The sequence below is a fragment of the Paenarthrobacter histidinolovorans genome (genome assembly GCF_014647595.1).
Taxonomy (GTDB): domain Bacteria; phylum Actinomycetota; class Actinomycetes; order Actinomycetales; family Micrococcaceae; genus Arthrobacter; species Arthrobacter histidinolovorans.
In genome coordinates this window covers 224358-246515 of sequence record NZ_BMPM01000004.1, presented here as the reverse complement: position 1 = coordinate 246515, position 22158 = coordinate 224358, and the positions used below count along the sequence as shown (strand labels likewise).

General features: G+C 60.8%; 22 protein-coding genes. 11 read left to right on the top strand and 11 right to left on the bottom strand.

Annotated features, from left to right (window positions below):
* The first annotated feature begins 43 nt into the window (after window positions 1-43).
* Entirely contained in the window at window positions 44-2059 is a 2016-nt protein-coding gene (locus IEY62_RS11850; protein ID WP_189017870.1) for a S9 family peptidase, read from the top strand.
* Between the two features lie 21 nt (window positions 2060-2080).
* On the opposite strand, the gene IEY62_RS11845 is transcribed toward IEY62_RS11850, so the two are convergent.
* A complete protein-coding gene (locus tag IEY62_RS11845; protein WP_189017867.1) occupies window positions 2081-2755 on the bottom strand; it encodes a peptide deformylase in 675 nt (224 codons plus the stop codon).
* A gap of 51 nt (window positions 2756-2806) precedes the next feature.
* Between IEY62_RS11845 and IEY62_RS11840 the strand changes: the two genes are divergently transcribed.
* On the top strand, window positions 2807-3214 hold the full coding sequence (locus IEY62_RS11840; RefSeq protein WP_189017863.1) for a nuclear transport factor 2 family protein: 408 nt from the start codon (window positions 2807-2809) through the stop codon (window positions 3212-3214).
* Here the strand turns inward: IEY62_RS11840 and IEY62_RS11835 are convergent, their stop codons facing one another.
* From IEY62_RS11835 to IEY62_RS11825, 3 genes are read right to left on the bottom strand one after another with little or no spacing between them, the layout of a single operon-like run.
* Window positions 3215-4345 (bottom strand): FAD-dependent oxidoreductase, encoded by a 1131-nt coding sequence (locus tag IEY62_RS11835; protein ID WP_189017860.1) that lies wholly within the window; start codon window positions 4343-4345, stop codon window positions 3215-3217. It abuts the gene before it with no gap.
* Window positions 4338-5063, bottom strand: coding sequence for a class I SAM-dependent methyltransferase (locus IEY62_RS11830; protein ID WP_189017857.1), 726 nt, complete (start codon window positions 5061-5063; stop codon window positions 4338-4340). The genes IEY62_RS11835 and IEY62_RS11830 overlap by 8 nt, the downstream gene beginning before the upstream one ends.
* Window positions 5060-6196 carry a type III polyketide synthase gene (locus IEY62_RS11825; RefSeq protein ID WP_189017854.1) on the bottom strand — a complete coding sequence of 379 codons (1137 nt, stop codon included), beginning with the start codon at window positions 6194-6196 and terminating at the stop codon, window positions 5060-5062. Before IEY62_RS11825 ends, IEY62_RS11830 begins: the two co-directional genes overlap by 4 nt.
* Window positions 6197-6327: 131 nt before the next feature.
* Here IEY62_RS11825 and IEY62_RS11820 point away from each other — a divergent pair, with 131 nt between their 5' ends.
* Window positions 6328-8721, top strand: coding sequence for an ATP-binding cassette domain-containing protein (locus IEY62_RS11820; RefSeq protein ID WP_189017851.1), 2394 nt, complete (start codon window positions 6328-6330; stop codon window positions 8719-8721).
* Window positions 8722-8743: 22 nt separating this feature from the next.
* On the opposite strand, the gene IEY62_RS11815 is transcribed toward IEY62_RS11820, so the two are convergent.
* On the bottom strand, window positions 8744-10330 hold the full coding sequence (locus tag IEY62_RS11815; protein WP_229785239.1) for an ArnT family glycosyltransferase: 1587 nt from the start codon (window positions 10328-10330) through the stop codon (window positions 8744-8746).
* 698 nt (window positions 10331-11028) lie between these two features.
* On the opposite strand from IEY62_RS11815, the gene IEY62_RS11810 reads away from it, so the two are divergent.
* Window positions 11029-11247: a hypothetical protein gene (locus tag IEY62_RS11810; RefSeq protein WP_189017848.1), complete on the top strand. Its 219-nt coding sequence runs from the start codon at window positions 11029-11031 to the stop codon at window positions 11245-11247.
* Window positions 11248-11728: 481 nt separating this feature from the next.
* On the opposite strand, the gene IEY62_RS11805 is transcribed toward IEY62_RS11810, so the two are convergent.
* From IEY62_RS11805 to IEY62_RS11790, 4 genes are all read right to left on the bottom strand, one after another.
* The gene (locus IEY62_RS11805) at window positions 11729-12313 is read right to left on the bottom strand and encodes an immunoglobulin domain-containing protein (protein ID WP_189017845.1); all 585 of its coding nucleotides are present in this window, start codon (window positions 12311-12313) and stop codon (window positions 11729-11731) included.
* A 351-nt stretch (window positions 12314-12664) separates the two neighbouring features.
* Window positions 12665-13093, bottom strand: a complete 429-nt coding sequence (locus IEY62_RS11800) for a VOC family protein (RefSeq protein WP_189017842.1) — start codon at window positions 13091-13093, stop codon at window positions 12665-12667.
* Window positions 13094-13182: 89 nt separating this feature from the next.
* Window positions 13183-13680 carry a VOC family protein gene (locus IEY62_RS11795; RefSeq protein WP_308424487.1) on the bottom strand — a complete coding sequence of 166 codons (498 nt, stop codon included), beginning with the start codon at window positions 13678-13680 and terminating at the stop codon, window positions 13183-13185.
* 117 nt (window positions 13681-13797) lie between these two features.
* Window positions 13798-14175, bottom strand: a complete 378-nt coding sequence (locus tag IEY62_RS11790) for a VOC family protein (RefSeq protein WP_189017840.1) — start codon at window positions 14173-14175, stop codon at window positions 13798-13800.
* Window positions 14176-14301: 126 nt separating this feature from the next.
* On the opposite strand from IEY62_RS11790, the gene IEY62_RS11785 reads away from it, so the two are divergent.
* The gene (locus IEY62_RS11785; RefSeq protein WP_189017837.1) at window positions 14302-14691 is read left to right on the top strand and encodes a DUF3054 domain-containing protein; all 390 of its coding nucleotides are present in this window, start codon (window positions 14302-14304) and stop codon (window positions 14689-14691) included.
* Window positions 14692-14763: 72 nt separating this feature from the next.
* Window positions 14764-15042, top strand: coding sequence for an Lrp/AsnC family transcriptional regulator (locus IEY62_RS11780; RefSeq protein WP_018777675.1), 279 nt, complete (start codon window positions 14764-14766; stop codon window positions 15040-15042).
* Window positions 15043-15078: 36 nt separating this feature from the next.
* On the opposite strand, the gene trpD is transcribed toward IEY62_RS11780, so the two are convergent.
* Window positions 15079-16137 carry an anthranilate phosphoribosyltransferase gene (gene trpD / locus IEY62_RS11775; protein ID WP_189017834.1) on the bottom strand — a complete coding sequence of 353 codons (1059 nt, stop codon included), beginning with the start codon at window positions 16135-16137 and terminating at the stop codon, window positions 15079-15081.
* A 148-nt stretch (window positions 16138-16285) separates the two neighbouring features.
* Here trpD and ctaE point away from each other — a divergent pair, with 148 nt between their 5' ends.
* The 4 genes from ctaE (at window position 16286) to qcrB (ending at window position 20619) form a co-directional block, all read left to right on the top strand.
* Window positions 16286-16924 carry an aa3-type cytochrome oxidase subunit III gene (ctaE, locus tag IEY62_RS11770; protein ID WP_079581410.1) on the top strand — a complete coding sequence of 213 codons (639 nt, stop codon included), beginning with the start codon at window positions 16286-16288 and terminating at the stop codon, window positions 16922-16924.
* Window positions 16925-17011: 87 nt separating this feature from the next.
* On the top strand, window positions 17012-17800 hold the full coding sequence (gene qcrC, locus IEY62_RS11765; RefSeq protein ID WP_018777678.1) for a cytochrome bc1 complex diheme cytochrome c subunit: 789 nt from the start codon (window positions 17012-17014) through the stop codon (window positions 17798-17800).
* Between the two features lie 97 nt (window positions 17801-17897).
* The gene (qcrA, locus tag IEY62_RS11760) at window positions 17898-18968 is read left to right on the top strand and encodes a cytochrome bc1 complex Rieske iron-sulfur subunit (protein ID WP_018777679.1); all 1071 of its coding nucleotides are present in this window, start codon (window positions 17898-17900) and stop codon (window positions 18966-18968) included.
* Window positions 18946-20619 carry a cytochrome bc1 complex cytochrome b subunit gene (gene qcrB, locus IEY62_RS11755; RefSeq protein ID WP_189017831.1) on the top strand — a complete coding sequence of 558 codons (1674 nt, stop codon included), beginning with the start codon at window positions 18946-18948 and terminating at the stop codon, window positions 20617-20619. Before qcrA ends, qcrB begins: the two co-directional genes overlap by 23 nt.
* Before the next feature lie 202 nt (window positions 20620-20821).
* Here the strand turns inward: qcrB and IEY62_RS11750 are convergent, their stop codons facing one another.
* Window positions 20822-21613 (bottom strand): GntR family transcriptional regulator, encoded by a 792-nt coding sequence (locus IEY62_RS11750; RefSeq protein WP_189017828.1) that lies wholly within the window; start codon window positions 21611-21613, stop codon window positions 20822-20824.
* Between the two features lie 157 nt (window positions 21614-21770).
* On the opposite strand from IEY62_RS11750, the gene IEY62_RS11745 reads away from it, so the two are divergent.
* Window positions 21771-22064, top strand: a complete 294-nt coding sequence (locus IEY62_RS11745; protein ID WP_189017825.1) for an HPr family phosphocarrier protein — start codon at window positions 21771-21773, stop codon at window positions 22062-22064.
* Window positions 22065-22158: the final 94 nt, after the last annotated feature.

Here is a 22158-nt window from a genome sequence, read left to right as displayed (position 1 = left end):
TGTCTGGGGCCGCTTGACGGCGCACCGGGCTAGGCTCACCAACGTGAAACCCGAGCAGCTGCCCCTGTTGAACTCCGTGTCCGCCCCTGCGATCCACCCCGACGGGACCAAGGCCGTGGTCTCGGTCACGAGGCCGGATTTTGATGCCGACAGTTATGTTGGCCAGCTTTGGTCGGTGCCTTTGGACAACACCAAGTACCCTCGCCGTATCACCCGGGGGTTCCGGGACACTTCGCCGTCGTTCTCACCGGATGGGCTGGTCCTGGCTTTCCTGCGCAGCGATCCAGGCGGTAAACCCCAACTGTTCGTCGTGGAATCCGCCGGCGGCGAACCACAGCGGATCACGAACCAGGCTGCGGGGGTGGACAGCTTCGTCTGGGCGCCGGATTCGCACCGAATCGCCTTCCAGGCGCGGGTCCCCGAACACGGACGTTATGGAACGGTCGACGACGTGACTCCGGGCGCCGAAGATGCCCGACTCATCACCGCAAAGCAATACATGATGAACGGGGTTGGATACACCGCCGACCAGCGCCAGCAGTTGTTTGTCGTCGAAGTCCCGGAATTGGGTGGGGAGCCTGCAGTCCTTCCGCGCGGCAGGGCTGCCCACGATCAGCAGACTCCGGAGCTTCCCGGCCTGCCTGCTGCCCGGCAGGTCACCTTCGGGGACTCTGACCACACGTCGCCGGCCTTTTCCGCGGACGGTACCCGGCTTTACTTCGTTGCCGCCCTGCATGAAGGACACGACGACGATCTGGTCGCCTCCGTTTACAGGGTCGATGCCGCAGGTGGCGAGCCCGCCGTCGTCGAGGCCTCGAACCGGACACCGCAGACCGTCACGGATGTGCGCCCCTCGGCCGATGGCAAGTGGTTGTTCTACATCGCCCAGGAACTGGGAGAAAGCGGCAGGGACTTTGTGGCGCGGAACTCCGTGCTTCATGTGATGCCTGTGGCCGGGGGAGAGGCTTCAGCGCTGACCGACGTGGAGCACCTGGACGTGTCTGGACCGCTGGAACCCAGCGGAGCGGACCGTGTCCTTGTCCTCAACACGGCCTTGGGCAGCGTTGAGCTTCTCGAGGTCTCAGCCGACGGCGACATCACGCCTCTTGTGCACGGTGCCCGGGTGGTCATCGGAGCTTCTGTTGCCGCCAACGGAGAAGTCGCGGTGTGCCTGTCCGATGCGTCCACTGCCGGCGATGTCGCAACGTTGGAACGTGGTGAGCTTCGGCTGTTGACGGACTTCTCAGGGGCCCTCCGAAACAACTCCACTGTTATTGAGCCCGTGGACTTCAACGCCGAATCCAGCGACGGACACGCTCTCCACGGCTGGCTCGTCATACCGGAAGGCCCTGGACCGCATCCGGTCCTTCTGAACATCCACGGCGGCCCGTTCTCCCAATACACGGGAGCATTCTTCGACGAGGCCCAGGTCTACGCTGCGGCCGGGTACGCGGTGGTGATGTGCAATCCGCGCGGATCGTCGGGTTATGGCCAGGAACACGGGCGTGCCATCAAGGGGCGCATGGGCACCTTGGACATGCAGGACGTAATGGCATTCCTCGACGCTTCCCTGGCTTCGCAGACGTCCCTTGACCCGGAGAATGTGGGCATCATGGGTGGTTCCTACGGGGGATACCTGACGGCGTGGACCATCGCGCATCATCACCGGTTCAAGGCTGCGATTGTGGAGCGTGGTTTCCTGGATCCCGTCAGCTTTGCAGGTTCTTCGGACATTGGTTGGTTCTTCGGCGGTGAATACATCGGAGGATCGACGGAGCAGATGCTGGCCCAAAGTCCCATGGCCGTCATCACCGACGTTCAGACACCCACGCTGGTGGTGCATTCCGAAAATGACCTGCGCTGCCCCATCGAACAAGGGCAGCGCTACTATGCACAGTTGAAAGCCCAGGGAGTTGAGACCGCCTTGCTGGTCTTTCCGGGTGAGGACCACGAGTTGTCCCGTTCCGGAACTCCGCACCACCGCCGCCAGCGCTTCGAGCACATACTCAGCTGGTGGGCCAAGTACCTACCCACCGCTGGAAACAAGGCCGCGGAGTAGGAGAGCGCCGGGTCACCGGCCTCAGAGGAGGAAACCGAGCGACCGGCGTGCCTCATCAATCTCCGGTGAGGCCCAACGCGCCGTGTGCTCGGCGTTGCTGGCCAGCGAGCGGATCTCGGCCCGATCCAGGTAGAGGACGCCGTGCAGGTGGTCGGTCTCGTGCTGCACGATGCGGGCTTGCCATCCGGAAAACCATTCCTCCACAGGCTCGCCGGCGGGCGTCACGAAAGACAACTCAACATTACTGTGTCGTTCCACCACTGCCTGGTATCCCGGGACTGACAGGCACCCCTCGTAAAACGCCGAGGTCTCCGTGCCGAGGGGACGGTACTTCGGATTCACCATGGCGAAGAAATCCAACGATTCCCTGTGCCGCACGGCGGCGGACACGGGATCGATCTCGTATTTGTCCTCCAGAACGGCCAGCTGCAAAGGGATGCCCACCTGGGGTGCGGCCAGGCCGACTCCCGGCGCCGCATGCATGGCTTCGCGCATCCGTTCCAGCAGCGCCAGCAGTTCGAAGTCGTCGAGCTGGCCCTCGTACGGCGCGGCATGCTGGCGCAGCACCGGGTGCCCCGCTTGGACAATAGCCGGGAGATCCTCGGTATCAAGCAACCTTCGGACGGCATCCCGGATCTGGAGGGGATTGAAGTCTGCAGCGGGGCTTGAGGCTCCGGGATGGGGTTGATGCGTCATGGAACGAGCCTATATCCAAGGGTCTCTTTGTCAGTGGGCTAGGCTCGAAGAATGACCAATCCCACGCCTCTGGAACACGTGCTCGGGTTCGTCCGAACGGTTGAAGCCGGCGGTGGATCAGCTGCCTTGCGGCCTTTCCTGTCTGAGGACTTCAAACTCACCGAATGGCCGCATGCACTGTCCAAGACAGGCTCCACACGGAACCTCACCGAAACCCTCGCCGGGGCCGACCACAGCCAGGACATCGTGGCGGACCAGCGCTTCGAGGTTGTCCGCACAACCACCGAGGAAGACCGGGTGGTCCTCGAGATGAATTGGTCGGCAACGCTGCTCCTGGACCTCCCGCACTGGGACCGGGGCGACACCATCCGCGCCAGGAGCACAGCCATCTTCCAGCTACGGGAGGGCCTGATCATCAGCCAGGACACCTACGACTGTTATTACACGGCACCGGAATAGCTAACGCATGGTGAAGCGCCGCTCCACCACCCCGGCCACGCCGGGCATCTCCAGTAAGCCCGCGAACACCCTGTTCCTTGCAGCCATGGCCGCTGGTGGCAGCGGCCGTCCCAAGGCCATGTTGAGCCCGGCCTGCCGCGACGCCCGGACCGCAGCTTTCCGCCGCGACCTTTCGAAATCCCGCAGCGCCTTCCCCACCTCGGTGCCGGCCAATGAGGCATCGACTATGGGAGCCAGGGCTGCTGCATCCAGCCACCCGAGGTTCATGCCCTGGCCGCCGATGGGACTGATCTCGTGGGCGGCATCCCCAAGGAGGACCACCCGCCCGTGGACCAGCTGCCGGACCAGGCGCGACTGAACCTCGAAAGCGCTGAGCATCGTATTGCCGGCCGCCTCCAGCACCTCACCCGTCCTGGCTCCGACCAACTCAGCCAGCCCGGCCGCCGTCGCACCCCTCGCTGGCGCGCCGAGCCTCACCACCCACCTGCGGACACCTGCCGGCAGGGGGAAGGATTCAACGATGCCGTCTGGTTCCAGGTACAGCACCGCATCAGCACCGTGTCCAGTGGCATCCGGGAAGTCGCCCATGAGATACGAGTCCGGATAAGTCCGTGGAGCCGTGTCCGGAACATGAAGTCGTCGGAGGGACGAATGCGCACCGTCGGCGGCGATCACCAACCGGGCGCCGAATTCCCGGTTCCCTGACGTCGAGTGGGCCAGGACGCGAACGGTGGTGCCGTCGTCACGGGTTTCCTGTACGTCGATGCCGCGGATGATCGCCGCCGGATCGGCTTCCAGCACCGCGTCCTCCAACACCTTCTCCGTGGTCGCCTGCGGAACTGCCAGAATGAAAGGAAATGCGGCGTCTCCAGAGAAGGGAAGTTCGGCAACTTTGCGGCCCCGGCTGTAGGCGACGCCGCGTTTGATCCGGACCCCGGACGACACCAGCTGCCCGGAGACTCCTGCACGCTCCAGCGCTGCCAGGGCTGGTGGATGGATCCCGATGGCGCGCGAACGCACACTTCTGGTGCTCCTGCGTTCCAGGATGCGGATTCTGTGGCCGGCCCGGAGGAGCCGCAGGCCCATGAACAAACCCACAGGCCCGGCTCCGACAATCACAACATCAAGCACGGTGAGGGTTCCCCGATCGTCGGTGCTCGTGGACCAGCATGTTGTGCCACGGGCCGTTGCTTTCGGCCGCCCACGTGGGCGGGATGGCGGACCGCAGTTCGGCCAACGTGTAGCTGCGCTTGATGGACAGCAAGCCATCCCTCACGATGTAAGAGCCCCAGCCCAGAGGCCAAAAGCCGGCCAGGAACAGTACATAGGCGACGTTGCTTCGTTGCAGATCGTTGTGCAATGCCAATCGCGTGCAGAGCAGTTCCGAGTCGCGCAGAACCCCGGCGAACTGCTGCGCATCGAGGTGGTGAAGGATGTGGTTGGAAATGACCACGTCGAATTCCAGCCCCTCCGCCACGAGCTCGGAACTGTGGGCCTGACGGTAGGTCACCCCTTCGTCCCTGGGTAAGTGGGTCGCAAAGGCATGGGCACGTTCATCCGGGTCGACCGCCGTCACGTCCAGCGCGAATCCGTCCTGTCGCGCCCACCGGGCAAGACTGCGGGCCACATCACCGCTGCCACTTCCTATGTCCAGCAAAGATCCACGACCCGTCTCCGACAGCAGCGGGCGGATTCGGCGCTTGTAGGTCCGCCGCCATCCCGAAAGCAGCCTGTTGACGACAGGAAACCTGGCATAGGTTCGGCTGAGCAGCAGCGGATCGCAGTCAGGCCTGTCCATGTCCTCTACGCTGTGCAGGTCCCTTTCCCTGAGGGACCCCCAGGGACTCACAGACCGGGGGAGACCAACGTGAAGAGGCCGGTCTCCACTGTCAGGCCCGGGCCGAACGCCATGGAGCAGATCCGCTCCTCCCGTTGGCTGGCCGCCTGTCCCAGCATGTACTTCAGGACGAACAACACTGTGGCGCTGCTCATGTTGCCGTATTCCCTGAGCGTCTCCCGTGCGGGTACCAGCTGTTCCTGCGTCAATTCCAATTTGGACTCGACCTTGTCAAGGATGCTGCGGCCGCCGGGGTGGATGGCCCAGTGGGTGATTTCCCGGTAGGGCACACCAGCCAGCTCCGGTTCCTTCGCCAGCAAGGGCTCCAGCGCACCGGTGATGTGTTCTTCGATGATGTGCGGCACGTAGGAGCCCAGGACCATCTCAAAACCTTCGTCGCCAATGTTCCACGCCATGGCTTCCTCGCCAACGGGCGTCAGGACCGTCTCAAAGTGATCCAGCCGGATCACCGGCTCGTCGCCTTCCGGTTCCCTGGCGGAGATGACTGCCGCGGCCGCTCCGTCGCCGAAGATGGCCGACCCCATAATGGTGTCCGGATCGTTCGACGTCCTGACGTGGAGCGAGCAGAGTTCAACACAGATCACCAGGACAACCGCCTCCGGATCAGCCAGGCAGAACTGCTTTGCAGCCTTCATGGCAGGGAATGCGGCGTAACAGCCCATGAAGCCCAGGTGGTAACGCTGAACTGCCGGGTTGAGGCCAAGCGCCCTGACCACCTTGTAGTCGGGTCCCGGATTGAAGAATCCGGTGCAGGACACGGTGATCACGTGGGTGATGTCATCAAGGTCAATGCCTTGGGCTTGCGCCACGGCTGTCTTGCCGGCCTCGATGAACAGCTTGGTCGCTTCCGTCGCGAAGATTTCGTTACGGACCTTGGTGCTGGGACTTAAGACCCTGTTGGTTTCCGGGTCAAAGAACTTCGGGTTTTCCGGGTTGGCATCGAGGCTGAGTTCTTCGACGGCGGTGTAGCGCGTGTCGATCGCGGCTGAGTCAAAGCATGTGGTGACAAGCCGGGTACCCAGCCGGGTCAGGCCTGGCTGGGCAGCAAACACCTCGCGCGCCTGCTCCTGGACCAGAATCGTAGGGGGAACTGCGGTTTCGAGGGACCTCATGTATACCGGCATGCTTCATTCTTAGTGAGTAAAGCTGTGAAGACAATGGCAGAATCAATCGTATTGACCGAGGTCGGTCAAGGAGAGCCAGGCGACGCCGACGGGGGACTGTTGGACTGTGTCGCCCAACGGACGGAGAAACCATGACTATTGCTGCCGGTTCGGACACGCAATCGCCCGTGATGAACATTGCCGATACCCACGACCTCATCAGGGTCCAGGGCGCCCGCGAAAACAATTTGAAGGATGTCAGCGTCGAAATTCCCAAGCGACGGCTGACGGTGTTCACCGGTGTCTCGGGATCGGGCAAAAGCTCCTTGGTTTTCGCCACCATTGCTGCCGAATCGCAGCGAATGATCAACGAGACCTACAGCGCCTTCGTCCAGGGCTTCATGCCATCCTTGGCAAGGCCTGATGTGGACGTTCTTGAAGGACTGACGACGGCGATCATCGTGGACCAGGAGCGTATGGGCTCCAACCCCCGTTCCACGGTGGGCACCGCCACTGACGCAAACGCCATGCTCCGCATTCTTTTCAGCCGCCTTGGACAGCCCCACATCGGATCTCCCAATGCATACTCCTTCAACGTCCCCACGGTTAAGGCCAGTGGGGCAATCACCGTTGACCGCGGGGAAGGCAAGACCAAGACGGAGAAAGCTACCTTCAACCGCCTCGGCGGCATGTGCTCACGCTGCGAGGGTATGGGCTCGGTCAACGACTTCGACCTCACTGCTCTTTACGATGACAGCAAATCGCTCAGCGAAGGTGCGCTCACCATTCCCGGCTACAGCATGGACGGCTGGTACGGACGCATCTTCAGCGGGACCGGCTACTTCAACATGGACAAGCCGATCGCCAAATTCACCAAAAAGGAACTCCACGACCTCCTTTACCGGGAGCCCACAAAGGTCAAGGTGGAGGGAATCAACCTCACCTACGAGGGCGTGATCCCGAAGATCCAAAAGTCGATGCTTTCCAAGGATGTTGACGCTCTGCAGCCCCACGTCCGCGCGTTTGTGGAGAGGGCCATCACGTTCACCACCTGTCCTGAATGCGAGGGCACCAGGCTGAGCCCTGAGGCCAGGTCTTCCAAGATCAAAGGCAAGAGCGTAGCTGACGTGTGCACAATGCAGATCAGCGACCTCGCTGAGTGGATCCGCCAGCTCGATGAGCCTTCAGTGGCACCGCTGCTCAAAGGACTCCAGCATCTCCTGGACTCCTTCGCGGACATCGGCTTGGGGTACCTTTCGTTGGACCGCCCGGCAGGGACTCTCTCAGGCGGCGAGGCCCAGCGCACCAAGATGATCCGGCACCTGGGCTCGTCCCTGACCGACATCACCTATGTGTTCGACGAGCCAACCATCGGGCTGCACCCACACGACATTGAGCGCATGAACCAGTTGCTGCTCCAGCTGCGGGACAAGGGCAACACCGTGCTGGTGGTCGAACACAAGCCGGAAACCATCGCGATTGCGGACCACATCATTGATCTTGGCCCGGGCGCTGGAACCGGCGGCGGCACGGTGTGTTTCCAGGGTGACCTGGACGGACTGCGGGGGAGTGAGACCATTACCGGGCATCATCTCGATGATCGCGCCTCCCTCAAAGCCACCGTCCGTAGCGCAAAAGGACAATTGGAAGTCCGCGGTGCTTCCACCAACAACCTTCAGGACGTGGACGTGGATATTCCGCTCGGTGTCCTGTGCGTGCTGACTGGTGTGGCTGGGTCCGGGAAGAGCTCATTGATTCACGGGTCTGTCGCCAAACGTGATGGTGTGCTGGTCATCGATCAGGGTGCCATCCGGGGGTCCCGAAGGAGCAACCCCGCCACCTACACCGGCCTCCTTGAGCCAATCCGCAAGGCGTTTGCCAAGGCCAACGGAGTGAAGCCTGCTCTCTTCAGTTCGAACTCCGAGGGCGCATGCCCGACGTGCAACGGTGCCGGCGTTATCTACACGGATCTCGGGGTCATGGCGACTGTGGAGTCCACTTGTGAAGAATGCGAGGGAAAGCGCTTTCAGGCATCCGTTCTGGAGTACAAGCTGGGGGACCGCAATATTGCAGAAGTGCTTGCAATGTCGGTCAACGAGGCTGAAGGCTTCTTCAGCGAGGGAGAAGCGCGGACGCCCGCCGCCCACAAGATTCTGGACCGGCTCGCCGACGTCGGACTTGGTTACCTGACGCTGGGGCAGCCATTGACCACGTTGTCCGGTGGCGAACGACAGCGGCTCAAGCTGGCCACGCAGATGTCCGAGAAGGGCGAGATCTATATTCTCGACGAGCCCACCACGGGTTTGCACCTGGCTGACGTCCAGAACCTGCTGGGCATGTTGGACCGCTTGGTCGAGTCCGGGAAATCCGTCATTGTGATCGAACACCACCAGGCAGTCATGGCCCACGCCGACTGGATCATTGACCTCGGGCCTGGAGCGGGTCACGACGGCGGCAGGATAGTTTTCGAGGGAACGCCGGCTGACCTTGTGGCAGGAAAAGCAACGCTGACGGGCAAACACCTTGCCGCCTATGTAGGCGGATGATCTTGGGCGCAGCCCTGCCGTACTACGGATACCCGCCAGTTACGGGAGGGATCGTATGCCCGGCTTCTACGGCCGCGTCGAGTTTCGATCGGTCGAGGCGCCAGACAACTGTGTCGCCCGAGGTCGCCCCAGTGAACGAGTAGACCGGTTCGGCGTTGGCCTGCAGCCATTCCATGAGCTCAGGAGCGGCGAACCCGTAGCCCTCGCGCAGTTGCCTGCCCTGCGTGAGCACATATTCTGCACCCTTGGCCCTCAGTGACTTCAGCGAAGGGGCGACCTCCCAGCTTTCGTGCGGCAGCAGTGCGAATTCTCCTGTTACGGTGGTCAACCCCACTTTTGAGTCGGGAGGCAGCCGGGTGGTCAGGAAGTCACGTGCACGCAGCAGCCCGTCATCGACAGCCAGCCTTGCCTGCAACCCCAGGGCAAGGCTGACGACGGTCATGAGACCCGCTGCAGAGACGAGAAGGCGTCGGGCGGAGTATCGCCGTTCGAGCACCATTAATGCGGCAACTGGAGTCGAAACAACGGCTGCCAGCACCACGCAATAGCCAAACTGCTCCTCGGCGGCCCCGAAGAGCACTGAATATGTGCCAACAAGTCCGCTGATCAACGAGTACAAACCAACAACGCGGCGAATGTGGACCCGCGACGTGGCGGCCAGCGCGCCCGAAACCACCGAGAGTGCCAGGAGTATGTAACTGGTGCCGAAGCGATCGGAGAGTTCCACCAGACGTCCAACCAGGTCCGTACCAGTCACTGAGTTGAAGCCAGTCATTTGCATGGCGCCAGTAATCCTGAGCACGCCTACCGCCTTCTGGTCCACGAAGTCAGGAAGCAACCCTGCGGACGTAATCACACTGAGATACACCAGGTAGGGGACCAGGGTGCAGGCAATCACTCTCACGGCAGTCAGCGGCTGAAGCGAGCGGCGCCACAGCACGGCTGCCAGCATTGGAACCACTGTGAACATAACCGTCATGTCCTTGGTGACCAACGCCAGTCCAAAGACCAATCCACCGGCGACTTCCAGCAGCACACGCCGGCGACCTGGCGATTGACCCAAAGCCTGCAGGACTATCAGCCACCCTGTGAGCACGGCCAATCCCGCGGGTGTCTCCATCATCAATCGGCCATCCATCCGGAGGACAAACGGATCACTTGCAAGGATGGCTCCGGCGAACACTGCGGGAGCCAGACCTACCAGGCGACGCACCACCACAACACAGACCACAACGGTCAGGACTCCCAGAACTGCGTTGACCCACCGCAGCTGCAGCGCCAAATCCATCGAGGTCCCCGTCAGGCCAAACAGCCGGATGAAGACTGCATTGAGGGCAAACGATCCGGGCGGATGAAGGAAGAATGGGGACCCCAGGATGGACGGAAGTTGGCCGTCTGCCATCTGCCGGGCCATCTCGGCGTACGTCACTTCGTCAATGAAGACATCATTGGCTTGCTGGACGCCGTAGACGCGAAACAGCAACGCCAGCAATGCCAAGAGAATCGTTACGGACGACGGCCGCCACAACAGCCATAGCAACGCACCCACAGATTCACTGAGCCGAACCCATAGATGGTTTCGTGGACCTGATTCCAGAACTCGAGTCATCAGGGAACCAACACCCCGATGTGCAGAATGTCTCCGACCAGCTGTCTTTCCACCGTACTTATCTCCTCAACGTCACCACAGCAATACCGCCAAAGGATTAGTGGAGCAGTATCGGAGTTTGTGTTGCAGACAGGCATTCGGAAACCACTTCCCAATGGGCCAAGGCCGGCTAGGGGAGCACCGTGGAGGTTTGCGGGCGTAGGCGGCTGAGTTCGTGTCGTATCGTTCGAGGTTTCCGGGGGAGTACCCGGCCCCATAGACCATGTCCACGGGTGCGAGTTCAGTGCGTGGATGGTTCCCCATCCCAGACGTGCGGCGGGCGTCCGCATGGGGCCCGTAGTCCTACCGGCTAGATTCATGGTGTAAGTTCCATTGTTGAAACCGCCATAGAGGTCCTATACGCAGCCAAGGTTCCGCTGGCTCCCGGTCTATCACCATGGCGAATCGAAGAGATTGAAGACCGGTTTTCGTTCGAATTCAGTCCTGATCATGCGCAGTTTCTGAGCCTGGCTATGCCTATCGGCCCGGAATGGGTTGACTGGCTGGGCGATGCCACTGGGATTCAGAAGAGGCTCGACTGGCCCCGGGATGGCGTTTTGTTTGACGTTCGGGAGAACGCTTTCTGGCCCGAGAGATGGGGCGAACGGCCGCCTGACGTCCGGGAAGCCGTTCAGACAGCGCGTGAGCAGTTGGACGCCGTGGCAACCCTGATTCCGATCTATTCGCACCGTTTCATGCCGGCAGCTCCTGCGCCCGCCGGCAGCCCTGTCTTTTCCGTGCATCAAGCCGATGTGATCTACTACGGCAGCGATCTTGCCGCCGACTTCCAAAGCGAGTTCTTCAATATTCCCGACCGAAAATCACCCAGCCATCGTGTGGATTTCTGGTCTGAGCTGGCGGAAGGCCAATGGATCTAGAGAAGTTTTTGCCCCGGAACAAACCAGTTTCAGAGGCCATCATTGGCGACGTCCTCAACTACTTCCATCAGCCCATCATTAACGCCGATAATCTACATTATGTAAAGTAAGCACTCTGAGGGTCCGGCAAGACCACGATTCTCCACTCCCCGCCGACTCCGATCATCGCGCCTGTGCCGCACCTCCGGAGTTACCGTTACGCCCTTTCATAGACTTCGTGGCAAGCGGACTGAGCGGGCCGTTCCACCATAAGTTCAGGGACACCAGGCGCCGCATTGAGTCGACGCTGGGCAACCACAGGTTCGCACGGCACTACAGTCGTCCGGTCATATTGACGGAATCAGTAATAATTAAGAGTGTGCACCAAGGGCCTTCGCACGAACGCATTAATAGAATCAAAAAGTGGGAATTAGATCCAAAATAGAAAGTGAGCAGGGTGGGTGACCCTCGAGGAACACCCACCCTGCGTCATGAAAGTCTTCTAGTCTGTCGCGCCGGTACCAGCCCGGCGACGCGCGACCACCACGGAAGCCGTGCCTGCCGCCAGGACGCCGCCACCAACCAGCCCCCATATGACCATGCCGGAGTCAGCACCAGCGCCCGCCGCACCGACCACTGTCCCGGCATCGGTAACACTGGAGACGGCGACGAAGTCGGAACCACCCTTGCCGTTGCCGTTGTTTCCGCGCCCGTGATTGCCGTTGTTCACGGCGACCCGGGCCGAGCGAACATTTCCGGACTTGGTGCCTACGGCCGCGATCGTGTAGCTGCCGGCGTCTTCAAAGGTGATGTTGGCCGAGATAGCGCCGTTACCGTCGGCAATGACGCTGAAATTGGCTGGGGCGCTCCCCCGCGGGCCACCTCTCTTCTCAAAAGTGATGTTGACGGTCTCGCCTGGGACGTATCCGCTGCCGGAAAAAGTGATCGTTTCCCCACGATCGATTGTGCCGTCCGAAACGGTTCCCTGTTCATCGCCGGGCGCTGGGTAGGTACTGGCCATGGCGGACGTGGCTCCAGCAAACATGACAGTTCCTGCGAGCACAATTGTTGCAATAGTTCTTTTCATTTGCTTCCCCTGGGTGAATGAAGAAATTCAAGTGATGATTGGGCCTGTAAAAGTTTTACCCAAATGCTTTGCCGAATCCCCCATATGTCCAGCCAGCGAAACGGTATCATCGTGCGACTACCCAAACAAGCTTCAAGTGCCCCAGTTACAGGAAGTTAGCGCGTTATTTACTTGACAGTGTTATCTCATTTATGACCGTACTGAGTCTGTTATGACATTATCAACTTACTATGTGACAAGCGAGTCAGTCTTGTCCGGAGCAGCAATCAAAAAGGATGCCCGTCCGGTAACCCGGACGGGCATCCTGTGTTGGCCTCCTATGCCATAGCCGCAGCAGGCATTCGAGTGGTGTTACTGGGCCTGTTGCTCCCCTGCGATGTTGACCAGCCATGCGATGCCGAACTTGTCGACGCACATACCGAAGGTGTCGCCCCACGGTGCGCTCTCGAGCGGCATGGCGACGGTGCCGCCGTCGACCAGCTTGTCCCAATAGCCGCGCAGTTCCGGTTCGTCCGCTGCTTCGCCGCTCAAGGAGACAGACATATTGTTGCCCGGGTTGTATTCCATGCCGTTGGGCGTATCTGCCGCCATCAGCGTCAGGCCGTTCGGCGTCGTCAACTGGGCGTGCATGACCTTGTCGGCTTCTGCCGGATCCTGGCTGGCCTGATAGTCCCCGAAGGTGCTGAGGGTCTTTTCGCCGCCGAAGACGGATTCGTAAAAATTGATCGCGTCCCGGGCATTATCCCGGAACGAGATGTACGGATTGAGGCGGGTTGTCATCAGTCTGTTCTCCTCATGATTGTGGTCGGTGCGCACGTCACCGTGCGGCCATGCTAACAGCGCCCCATGGCGCCTGTCCCCCAAACTTTTCAGTCGCCGTCGTAAGCCCTTTTCAGCACCGCCAGATCCAGTTTGCCCATCTTCATCATGGCCTCCATGGCACGGCGGGATCCGGCCTCGTCCGGTCCGTTCAAGAACTCGGGCATTGCGGTCGGGATGATTTGCCAGGAGACGCCAAACTTGTCCTTCAGCCACCCGCACCGGCCCTCCTCTCCCCCATCGACCAGCGCGTCCCAGTACCGGTCCACCTCATTTTGGTTCTCGCAGTTCACCACCAGGGACACCCCCTCGTTGAACCCGAAGCCAGGCCTCCCGTTCAATGCCATGAACTGCCGGCCTTCAACTTCGAAATCCACCATGATGACCGTGCCGTCGGGACCTGCCATTGACTGCCCCAGGGACGAATTGTCGAACGTCGATGTGTAGAACTCCGCGGCCTCCCCCGCTTCGCTCTCGAACCACAAACATGTGGATATCTTCTGCATCCTGCCAGCCCTCCAAAGGTCTCGGGAACCGGGCGTCCCCACACGAGGCTAGTGGTCCCGTTTCGCTCAAACAATGCCCGACGGCGGGTGGAGACAGGGTCGTGGGTCCCACCGCGCCGGCGGCGCACCAGCAAACCAGCGGCGCACCAGCAAAACCGGTCAGTCGCCCAACGGCCTGACCCGGCTGACCAGCCCGACAGCATTGCCCTCACTGTCCTCGATGAACGCCATCCACTCCTCAGACTCTGCGGGGCCTAAAAGGTCGTCCTCGTGGGCGAAAATCATGTGGGGTTCGGCAATGACCCGGACACCGCGGGCCTTGAGACCTGACACCAAACCGTGGAGGTCACCCACCTCCAGATACAGAAGCGACGAAGGCGCGGCCTTCTCCAAGAGAAGCCGAACACCGCCCACGTCGAAAAACAGGAGGCCGGGAGGGTCGAAAAGCGCCCTGGGTTCAGAGCCCAACAATGCAGCGTAAAAGGCAGCTGCCCGTTGCAGGTCATCGGCATGCTGGGCCACCTGGAGCAATTTCATTCGTCCTCCAAAGCGGGGCGTTCTGGCCCCTGTCAGTCATCGTGGCTGCAGGGCGCACTATCCGCAATAGCCCAGCGGATTCCTGCGACTTCGCGGTGGGCCATTGATCCCGATATTGTCAGGATCATGCCTTCACCCTCGAAAACCTGGCTTGCAGCCGCAGCAGGCGACCTTGTGCTGATACTCGCCTTCGCTGCCATCGGCCGCGATGCCCATGCCCGCGGAGACATAGTCTCCGGCGCCTTCATGACAGCCTGGCCTTTCCTGGCCGGCGCATTACTTGGTTGGCTGGTCCTGCGCGTGTGGCGTGCGCCGTTCGCCATCTGGCCGTCCGGGATGGCCGTGTGGCTCGCAGCTGTGATCGTCGGCATGCTGTTGAGGGCCGCAACAGGGCAGACCGTGGTCCTGCCTTTTGTCATTGTGGCACTGATCAGCCTGGGCGTTTTCCTGCTCGGCTTCCGAGCAGTGATTGCTTTGGTTCGTCGGGTATCGGCAAGGCGGCAACGCCGAGCGTGAACCGATCGTTCAGGGAGTGGATGCACTAGGCTGGGAAGCGTCCGCAACGATGCTTTTCCGGAAAGGCCCTACGTGATCACCGCTTTTGTCCTGATCAAGACCGATGCCTCACGCATCCCGGAAACGGCCGAGCAAATTTCGGCCATTCAAGGCATCAGCGAGGTCTATTCAGTCACCGGCGAATGGGACCTCATCGCTGTTGCACGGGTGTCCAAGCACGAGGATCTGGCAGACGTCATTGCCGATCGCCTGTCCAAGGTGCCCTCAGTGGTCCATACCACCACGCATATCGCCTTCCGCGCCTACTCACAGCACGACCTCGATGCCGCATTTGCCCTCGGCTTTGAATAAACCCTGAGCGTGCGTCAGCCAGGAATGTGACCCGAATCAGCTTCGGCTCAGGGCCGTCCATTTGGCCAGCACTCCAGCAGCCAAACCGGAATCGATCGACTCAGTCGCCCTGCCGAGAGCAGCCCGCATCCGGTCCAAAAGGCTGCCGTCAGCGTGGAGGTCGAAGGCCACCAAACCTGCAGCCGCATTGAGGAGCACAGCGTCCCTAACAGGACCGCGCTTGCCGTCGAGCACTTCACGGACGACGCCTGCATTCACTGTGGCATCCCCGCCACGAAGGTCCGCCACGGTGGACGGTTTGATGCCGAGCTCCGCAGGAGTGAACACCTGTTCGGTCACGGAGCCATCCCTGATCTCCCACACCGTGGATGGTCCCGTCGGCGTGAGTTCATCGAGCCCATCATCTCCGCGGAACACCAGGCCGCGGCTTCCACGCCGGGCCAGGACGCCGGCAACAAGGGGCGCCATCCGCGCGTTCGCCACGCCCACAGCGGATGCCTGGACATGCGCGGGGTTGGTCATGGGACCCAAAAAGTTAAACGCTGTAGGAACGGCCAGTTCCCGTCGAGGCACAGCCGTGTGCCTGAACGATGGGTGGAAAACCTGGGCAAAACAGAACGTGATGCCGGCTTCTTCAGCGTTGCGCGCCACCTGGTCGATCGAAAGATCCAGTCGAACCCCGAGCGCCTCCAGGACATCAGCCGAGCCCGACGTCGATGAAGCAGCACGGTTGCCGTGCTTCACAACCTTGGCTCCGGCACCGGCGGCAACCAGGGCGGCCATCGTGGAAATATTCACAGTGTTGAGCCGGTCCCCACCGGTTCCGACAATGTCGAGCTTTTCGCCCGAGATCGAAATCGGATTGGCATGCTGGACCATGGCTTCGACCAAGCCGGCAAGCTCCTCCACAGTCTCGCCCTTGGCCCGCAGTGCTACAAGGAAGCCGGCGATCTGAGATGGAGTAGCTTCTCCGGACATGATCGTGTTCATGGCCCACTCTGTGTTGCCCACTGCAAGGTCGTCGCCGTTGATCAGTGCTGAGATGAGCCCTGGCCAGGTATTGCTGGCTGCAGGTGCCGATGCCGGAGAAGTCACTCCCTGATGCTATCGAGCCAGCCACGCCGATGACCAATGTGAACCGCGCCGGGAACTTTTCCGCGCGATTTCGCGTCTTTGTAGAAAAAGTCTCCCGAATCGGTGGTTTGCATTGGGAACTCTGGACTTTTACAGACATAATGTCCTTGTGACATCTGCGACCCATGCCCCCAGTACCCCGGCGCACCCGACGCTGAACCGCCCCAACCTGGTTTCTGTTGGAACCGTTGTTTGGCTGTCCAGTGAGTTGATGTTCTTCGCCGGCCTCTTTGCCATGTACTTCACCCTGCGCTCCACATCAGGACTGATGTGGGCCGAGGAGACGGCCAAGCTCAACTTCCCGTTTGCGCTCGTCAACACCATCGTCCTTGTGGCAAGTTCCTTTACTTGCCAGATGGGCGTCTTTGCCGCCGAGCGGCTCGAACCCCGCCGCACCGGCGGGCTCTTGCAGTTCACCCGCTGGGGCATGACCGAATGGTTTACCCTCACCTTCATCATGGGTGCCTTCTTCGTTGCCGGGCAGACGACGGAATACGCCATGCTCGTTTCCGAGCACGTATCCCTGTCCTCCAATGCCTATGGCTCCGCCTTCTACATGACCACGGGCTTCCACGGCCTCCACGTCATCGGCGGCCTGATCGCTTTCCTCTTCATCATCGGTCGTGCGTTTGCGGCCAAGAAGTTCGGACACTTTGAAGCGACGTCGGCAATCGTCACCTCGTACTACTGGCACTTCGTTGACGTTGTTTGGATTGGCCTCTTCCTGGTCATCTACGTCCTCAAGTAAGCCCGGCTTGACTCTTTTTCTACAAGAGGCAGAATTTCAAGAAGCGGCTCACGGAGCCGACGCAGGATCGAATAAAGGAACCACCACGTGAAGGCACTCTCGCAGAAGCGACGTCACCCACTGGCAGCCATTGCGCTGCTATTGATGGGCCTCCTCCTCACTGGTGGGCTGTACGCCGTTGCCACATCTGTCAACCAGGCCAAGGCCGACACCACAAGCTACAGCGCCAGTGACGTAGAGGAGGGCGGCAAGCTTTTCGCCGCCAACTGCGCCACCTGCCACGGCATGGGTGCCAGCGGAACCCAGGACGGACCCTCGCTGGTCGGTGTTGGTGCTGCTGCGGTTGACTTCCAGGTTGGTACCGGTCGTATGCCCATGCAGATGAATGGCCCGCAGGCCCAGCAGAAGCCCGCCCAGTTCAATGAAGAGCAGACCAAGCAGCTTTCTGCCTACGTTGCATCCCTCGGCGCAGGTCCGGCCATCCCCGAGGAGCACCTCCTCGATGGCAAGGGAGACGCTGCCAAGGGTGGCGAACTCTTCCGGGTCAACTGCGCCATGTGCCACAACGCAGCAGCTGCGGGTGGAGCCCTGACACGAGGCAAGTTCGCTCCGGCTCTTGCAGGCGTCAGCTCGCAGCACATCTATGAGGCAATGGCCACGGGCCCGCAGAACATGCCCGTGTTCAACGACTCGAACGTCACCCCCGAAGACAAGCGCGACATCATCACCTTCCTGAAGACCATTGAAGCCAATGGTTCTCCGGGCGGCGCCGACCTTGGGTCCCTCGGTCCGGTCTCCGAAGGCCTGTTCGTCTGGGTTGCCGGTTTGGGTGTCATCATCGCTTTCACGATCTGGCTGACGTCCCGCACGTCCTGATCGCGAAGCAACAAAAACTTCTGCTGCACGATCAGCAGTTTGAAACTGAAAATAACTCGGCCCCGGCCGAGACAACGAGAGAAGGATGAGGCGAATTATGGGCAACCATAGTGACGGCAGTCCGAACCACTCGGGCACCGTAGCTACGGCTGGTCAGAATGAGGTGGAGAAGTTCCAGGATCCTGGGCTTCCTCCGCATCGTTTGCGCCTGGCTGACACGGACCCGGTAGCCGCAAAGCGCGCCGAGCGTCAGGTAGCCATTCTGTTTGGCACCTCCGTCATCGGAACGCTGGTCTTCCTGGTGGCGTACTTCGCCATTGACCTTGGCGACGACACCACCATTGCAACCATCCGCACCCAGAACCTTCTTTTGGGTCTCGGCACGGCCTTCGCAATGCTTGGTATCGGCACCGGCATCGTGCACTGGGCGAAGGCCCTGATGCCCGACCACGAAGTCTCTGAAGAGCGCCACGCTATCCGTACCGAAGAGGATCGCCAAGCAGCAGTCCGCATCGTCGACGACATCGTCGAGGAAACCGGCATCAAGCGCCGCCCGCTGATCCGCAACACACTCCTTGGTGCTGTCGCTTTGGCTCCCCTGCCTGCTCTCGCCATCTTTGGCGACTTGGGTCCGCGTCCGGACAAAGCTCTGGCGCACACCATGTGGGCTCCTGAGGGCGGCAAGCTCAAGCGCCTGACCCGCGACCCCGATGGCACACCCATCAAGGCCTCGGATGTCACCATCGGTTCAGCCTTCCACGTCATCCCCGAGGGCCTCAATGAGCTCCACGAGGGCAAGTTGAACGAAAAGGCCAAGGCCGTCGTCCTGTTGATGCGCCTGGACCCGAACTCGCTGAATCCTTCCGAGGGACGCGAGAGCTGGAGCTACAACGGAATCGTTGCCTACTCCAAGATCTGCACGCACGTCGGATGCCCTGTCGCTCTTTATGAGCAGCAGACGCACCACCTTCTGTGCCCGTGCCACCAGTCCACTTTTGACCTCACGCAGGAATGCAAGGTCATCTTCGGGCCGGCCAGCCGTCCGCTTCCCCAGCTGCCCATCGCGGTTGATGCAGAGGGCTACCTCGTCGCTACCAGCGACTTCAGAGAACCTGTAGGACCGAGTTACTGGGAGCGTGACGAGCATGAGCGCCTCATCAACAGCTGAAGCCCCCTTCGTTCCGAAGACCAAGGTTGGTAGTTTCACCAACTTCGTAGACGAGCGCGTTGGCGGCTCCGGAATCCTGCGCGAGTTCGGCCGGAAGGTCTTCCCTGACCACTGGTCGTTCATGTTCGGTGAGGTGGCGCTGTACTCCTTCGTCATCCTGCTGATGTCAGGTACCTTCCTGACCTTCTTCTTCGATCCGTCCATGGCAGAAACCCACTACCAGGGTTCCTACACGCCGTTGTACAACGTCGAAATGTCTGTCGCCTACAACTCATCACTGAACATCTCCTTCGATGTCCGTGGCGGTCTGTTCATGCGTCAGGTCCACCACTGGGCAGCACTGCTGTTCGTGGCATCCCTCGGTGTACACATGCTGCGCGTCTTCTTCACGGGTGCTTTCCGCAAACCCCGCGAAATGAACTGGGTTGTGGGCGGCGTCCTGCTTATCCTTGCCATGGCTGCCGGCTTCACTGGCTACTCCCTCCCCGATGACTTGCTCTCCGGTAACGGTCTGCGCATCATCGACGGCGTGATCAAGTCGATTCCGGTCATCGGAACGTACATCTCCTTCTTCCTCTTCGGCGGGGAGTTCCCGGGAACGGCCATCATCGGCCGCCTGTACGTGCTGCACATCCTCCTGGTGCCCGCGCTCATCCTCCTGATGATCGTGATCCACCTCTTCATGGTGGTTGTTCACAAGCACACGCAGTACCCCGGCCCCGGCCGCAACGACGGCAACGTCGTCGGCTACCCCCTCGGCCCGGTTTACGCGGCCAAGGCCGGCGGCTTCTTCTTCATCGTGTTCGGTGTTCTGGCGCTCATGGCGGCAGCTTTCACCATCAACCCGATTTGGAACTACGGTCCTTACGACCCCTCCCCTGTATCAGCCGGCACCCAGCCCGACTGGTACATCGGATTCGTCGACGGCGCCCTGCGCCTTATGCCGGGTGTCATCAACAACTTCCACTTCGAGTGGATCGTCTTTGGACACACGCTTACCCTGAACGTGCTTCTTCCGGCCCTGGTTCCTGCCGGGATCATCTTCACCGTTCTGTTCATGTACCCGTGGATCGAACGCTGGGTCACCAAGGACAACCGTGAGCACCACGTTCTGGACCGTCCCCGCAATGCACCCACCCGCACTGCGATCGGTGTAGCCGGTTTCACCTGGTACTGCGTCATGTGGGCAGCGGCAGGCTCGGACCTTATCGCTACCCACTTCCACGTCTCACTGAACGACGTGACCTACTGGTTGCGGACGCTGTTCTTCATCGGCCCGATCATCGCCTTCATCGTTACCAAGCGAATCGCACTGGCTCTCCAGCGCAAGGACCGCGAAATTGCACTCCACGGCCGCGAAACCGGACGCATTGTCCGGCTCCCGCACGGTGAGTTCATCGAAGTCCACGCACCCCTGGACGAGTACAAGCGCTACAAGCTCGTAGGCTTCGAGTCACCGGCTCCCCTGCCGGCGCAGCCGAACGAGCATGGCGTTGTAACCCGTAAGGAAAAGCGCCGCGCGGCACTTTCCCGCTGGTTCTTCGAAGACCGCGTTGCTCCGGCAACACCTGCGGAACTCGAAGCAGCACACTCGCATGGCCATCACGAAGCCATCGAAGCCGGCGACGAGCAAAAGAGCCTGAGCCACTAACGGTCAGACCTCAACGTAAAGAAGGGGCACAGTCCATGCGGACTGTGCCCCTTCTTTTTTGGCCTTCAAAGTGCGCTTGTGGCCGGCGGACTATGTTCCGGCACACTATGTTGACGTGGCAAGGAGCCTGCAACGGCACCAGCGCAAGGAGCCTGCAACGGCACCAGCCATAATCCCCACCCGACGGCGCGTCAGGCAAGCTCTACTGGGTGGTCCGGTATCCCGACGCATAATTCCGCGTAGGACGCACGCCAGGCCGCTGCAGGGGAACCCAGAGCTTGTACCTGTCCGCCCTGTAGTAGGAGACGGAATAGTCAACCATGGCGCGCGCAACGAAGGCATGGCGCTGGATCTTGAGCAGCGGCGATCCCACGTCAACATTCAGCAACCTGGCAGTTGAGGGCGACGCAGCTGTTGCCTCAATCATGTCCTCGCCCCACTCCATGACCAGCCCGTACCGTTCGCTCAGCACGTTGTAGAGCGACGTCGGTGGGGCCTCATCGAGAAGTCCTGGAACACGGTGTGCCGGAATGAAGTTTTCATCCACGCTCATGGGCTCGTTATCCGCCAGGAGAAGACGGCGGAAACGAACCAGGGGTGTTCCCTCGTCGAGCTGAAGTTCCCGGGCCAAAAACGCGCTGGCTGCAATCTGCTCAAAGCTCAGTACCTTTGCGGCCGGGACCATACCGCGTCGCTGCATTTCCTCACTGTAGGACGTCAGTTTCACCTGCAAGTCCAGCTTCGGCTTCCTGACGAACGTCCCCAAACCAACCACACGCTCAATGACTTCTTCGCCGACCAGCGCATCAATCGCTTGTCGGACAGTCATGCGTGCCAGGCCAAAACGCTCCGCGAGATCCCTTTCGGAAGGAAGGGCCGAGCCCGGTGGACACGACTGCCCAATGAACGTCCGAAGGATTTCACGCAGTTGAATATAGATGGGCGTGCTGCTGAAACGGTCAATCTCGCCAGCAATGCCGGCTGCGTCAGCCACGGCAGAAGTCCAGCAATTGAGTCATGTTTCAAGGATAGGTCAGACATCAACAGGTCTAGACCAGCGGACACTGGACTGGTCGCCCTTCCGTGACGGCGGCTACTCTTGTATGGATCATTTCGTGGCGAAGTAAAACCGCCGTAGCAAAGGAGCTGGCTTGCCGCAGCAGAAAGCCTTAGTAGCCGCTGAGATCGGCCTTCATGCCCGGGCAGCAGCAGTTTTCGTCCGTGCCGTCACGCAGACGGGACTCCCGGTGACAATCCGGAAGACAGACGGTAAGCCGGTCGACGCCCGTTCACTCCTTGAGGTCATGACAGAGGACTTCGGCCACGGTTGCGAAGTTTTGCTTGAGGTCGCGCCCGATGCCCTTACAGGCTCCCAAACTCTCGCAACGGTTCGTAGTGCTCTGGCTGCTCTTTCCTCCGTCCTGGAGGCTCCTGAGGCCCGCTGAGGCTACAGTCCACACAGGCCGTCAATCACAAATGGATGACTGACGCGAAGGACAAACCCCGGAATAAGCAAATAAGGATGGGCCCCACCTTTCG

Coding starts and splice junctions, on each gene's coding strand:
- IEY62_RS11845 (WP_189017867.1), bottom strand. CDS start 2,755: ATGACGCATCAACCCCATCCCGGAGCCTCAAGCCCCGCTGCAGACTTC.
- IEY62_RS11840 (WP_189017863.1), top strand. CDS start 2,807: ATGACCAATCCCACGCCTCTGGAACACGTGCTCGGGTTCGTCCGAACG.
- IEY62_RS11825 (WP_189017854.1), bottom strand. CDS start 6,196: ATGCCGGTATACATGAGGTCCCTCGAAACCGCAGTTCCCCCTACGATT.
- IEY62_RS11820 (WP_189017851.1), top strand. CDS start 6,328: ATGACTATTGCTGCCGGTTCGGACACGCAATCGCCCGTGATGAACATT.
- IEY62_RS11815 (WP_229785239.1), bottom strand. CDS start 10,330: ATGACTCGAGTTCTGGAATCAGGTCCACGAAACCATCTATGGGTTCGG.
- IEY62_RS11805 (WP_189017845.1), bottom strand. CDS start 12,313: ATGAAAAGAACTATTGCAACAATTGTGCTCGCAGGAACTGTCATGTTT.
- IEY62_RS11800 (WP_189017842.1), bottom strand. CDS start 13,093: ATGACAACCCGCCTCAATCCGTACATCTCGTTCCGGGATAATGCCCGG.
- IEY62_RS11790 (WP_189017840.1), bottom strand. CDS start 14,175: ATGAAATTGCTCCAGGTGGCCCAGCATGCCGATGACCTGCAACGGGCA.
- IEY62_RS11785 (WP_189017837.1), top strand. CDS start 14,302: ATGCCTTCACCCTCGAAAACCTGGCTTGCAGCCGCAGCAGGCGACCTT.
- qcrA (WP_018777679.1), top strand. CDS start 17,898: ATGGGCAACCATAGTGACGGCAGTCCGAACCACTCGGGCACCGTAGCT.
- qcrB (WP_189017831.1), top strand. CDS start 18,946: ATGAGCGCCTCATCAACAGCTGAAGCCCCCTTCGTTCCGAAGACCAAG.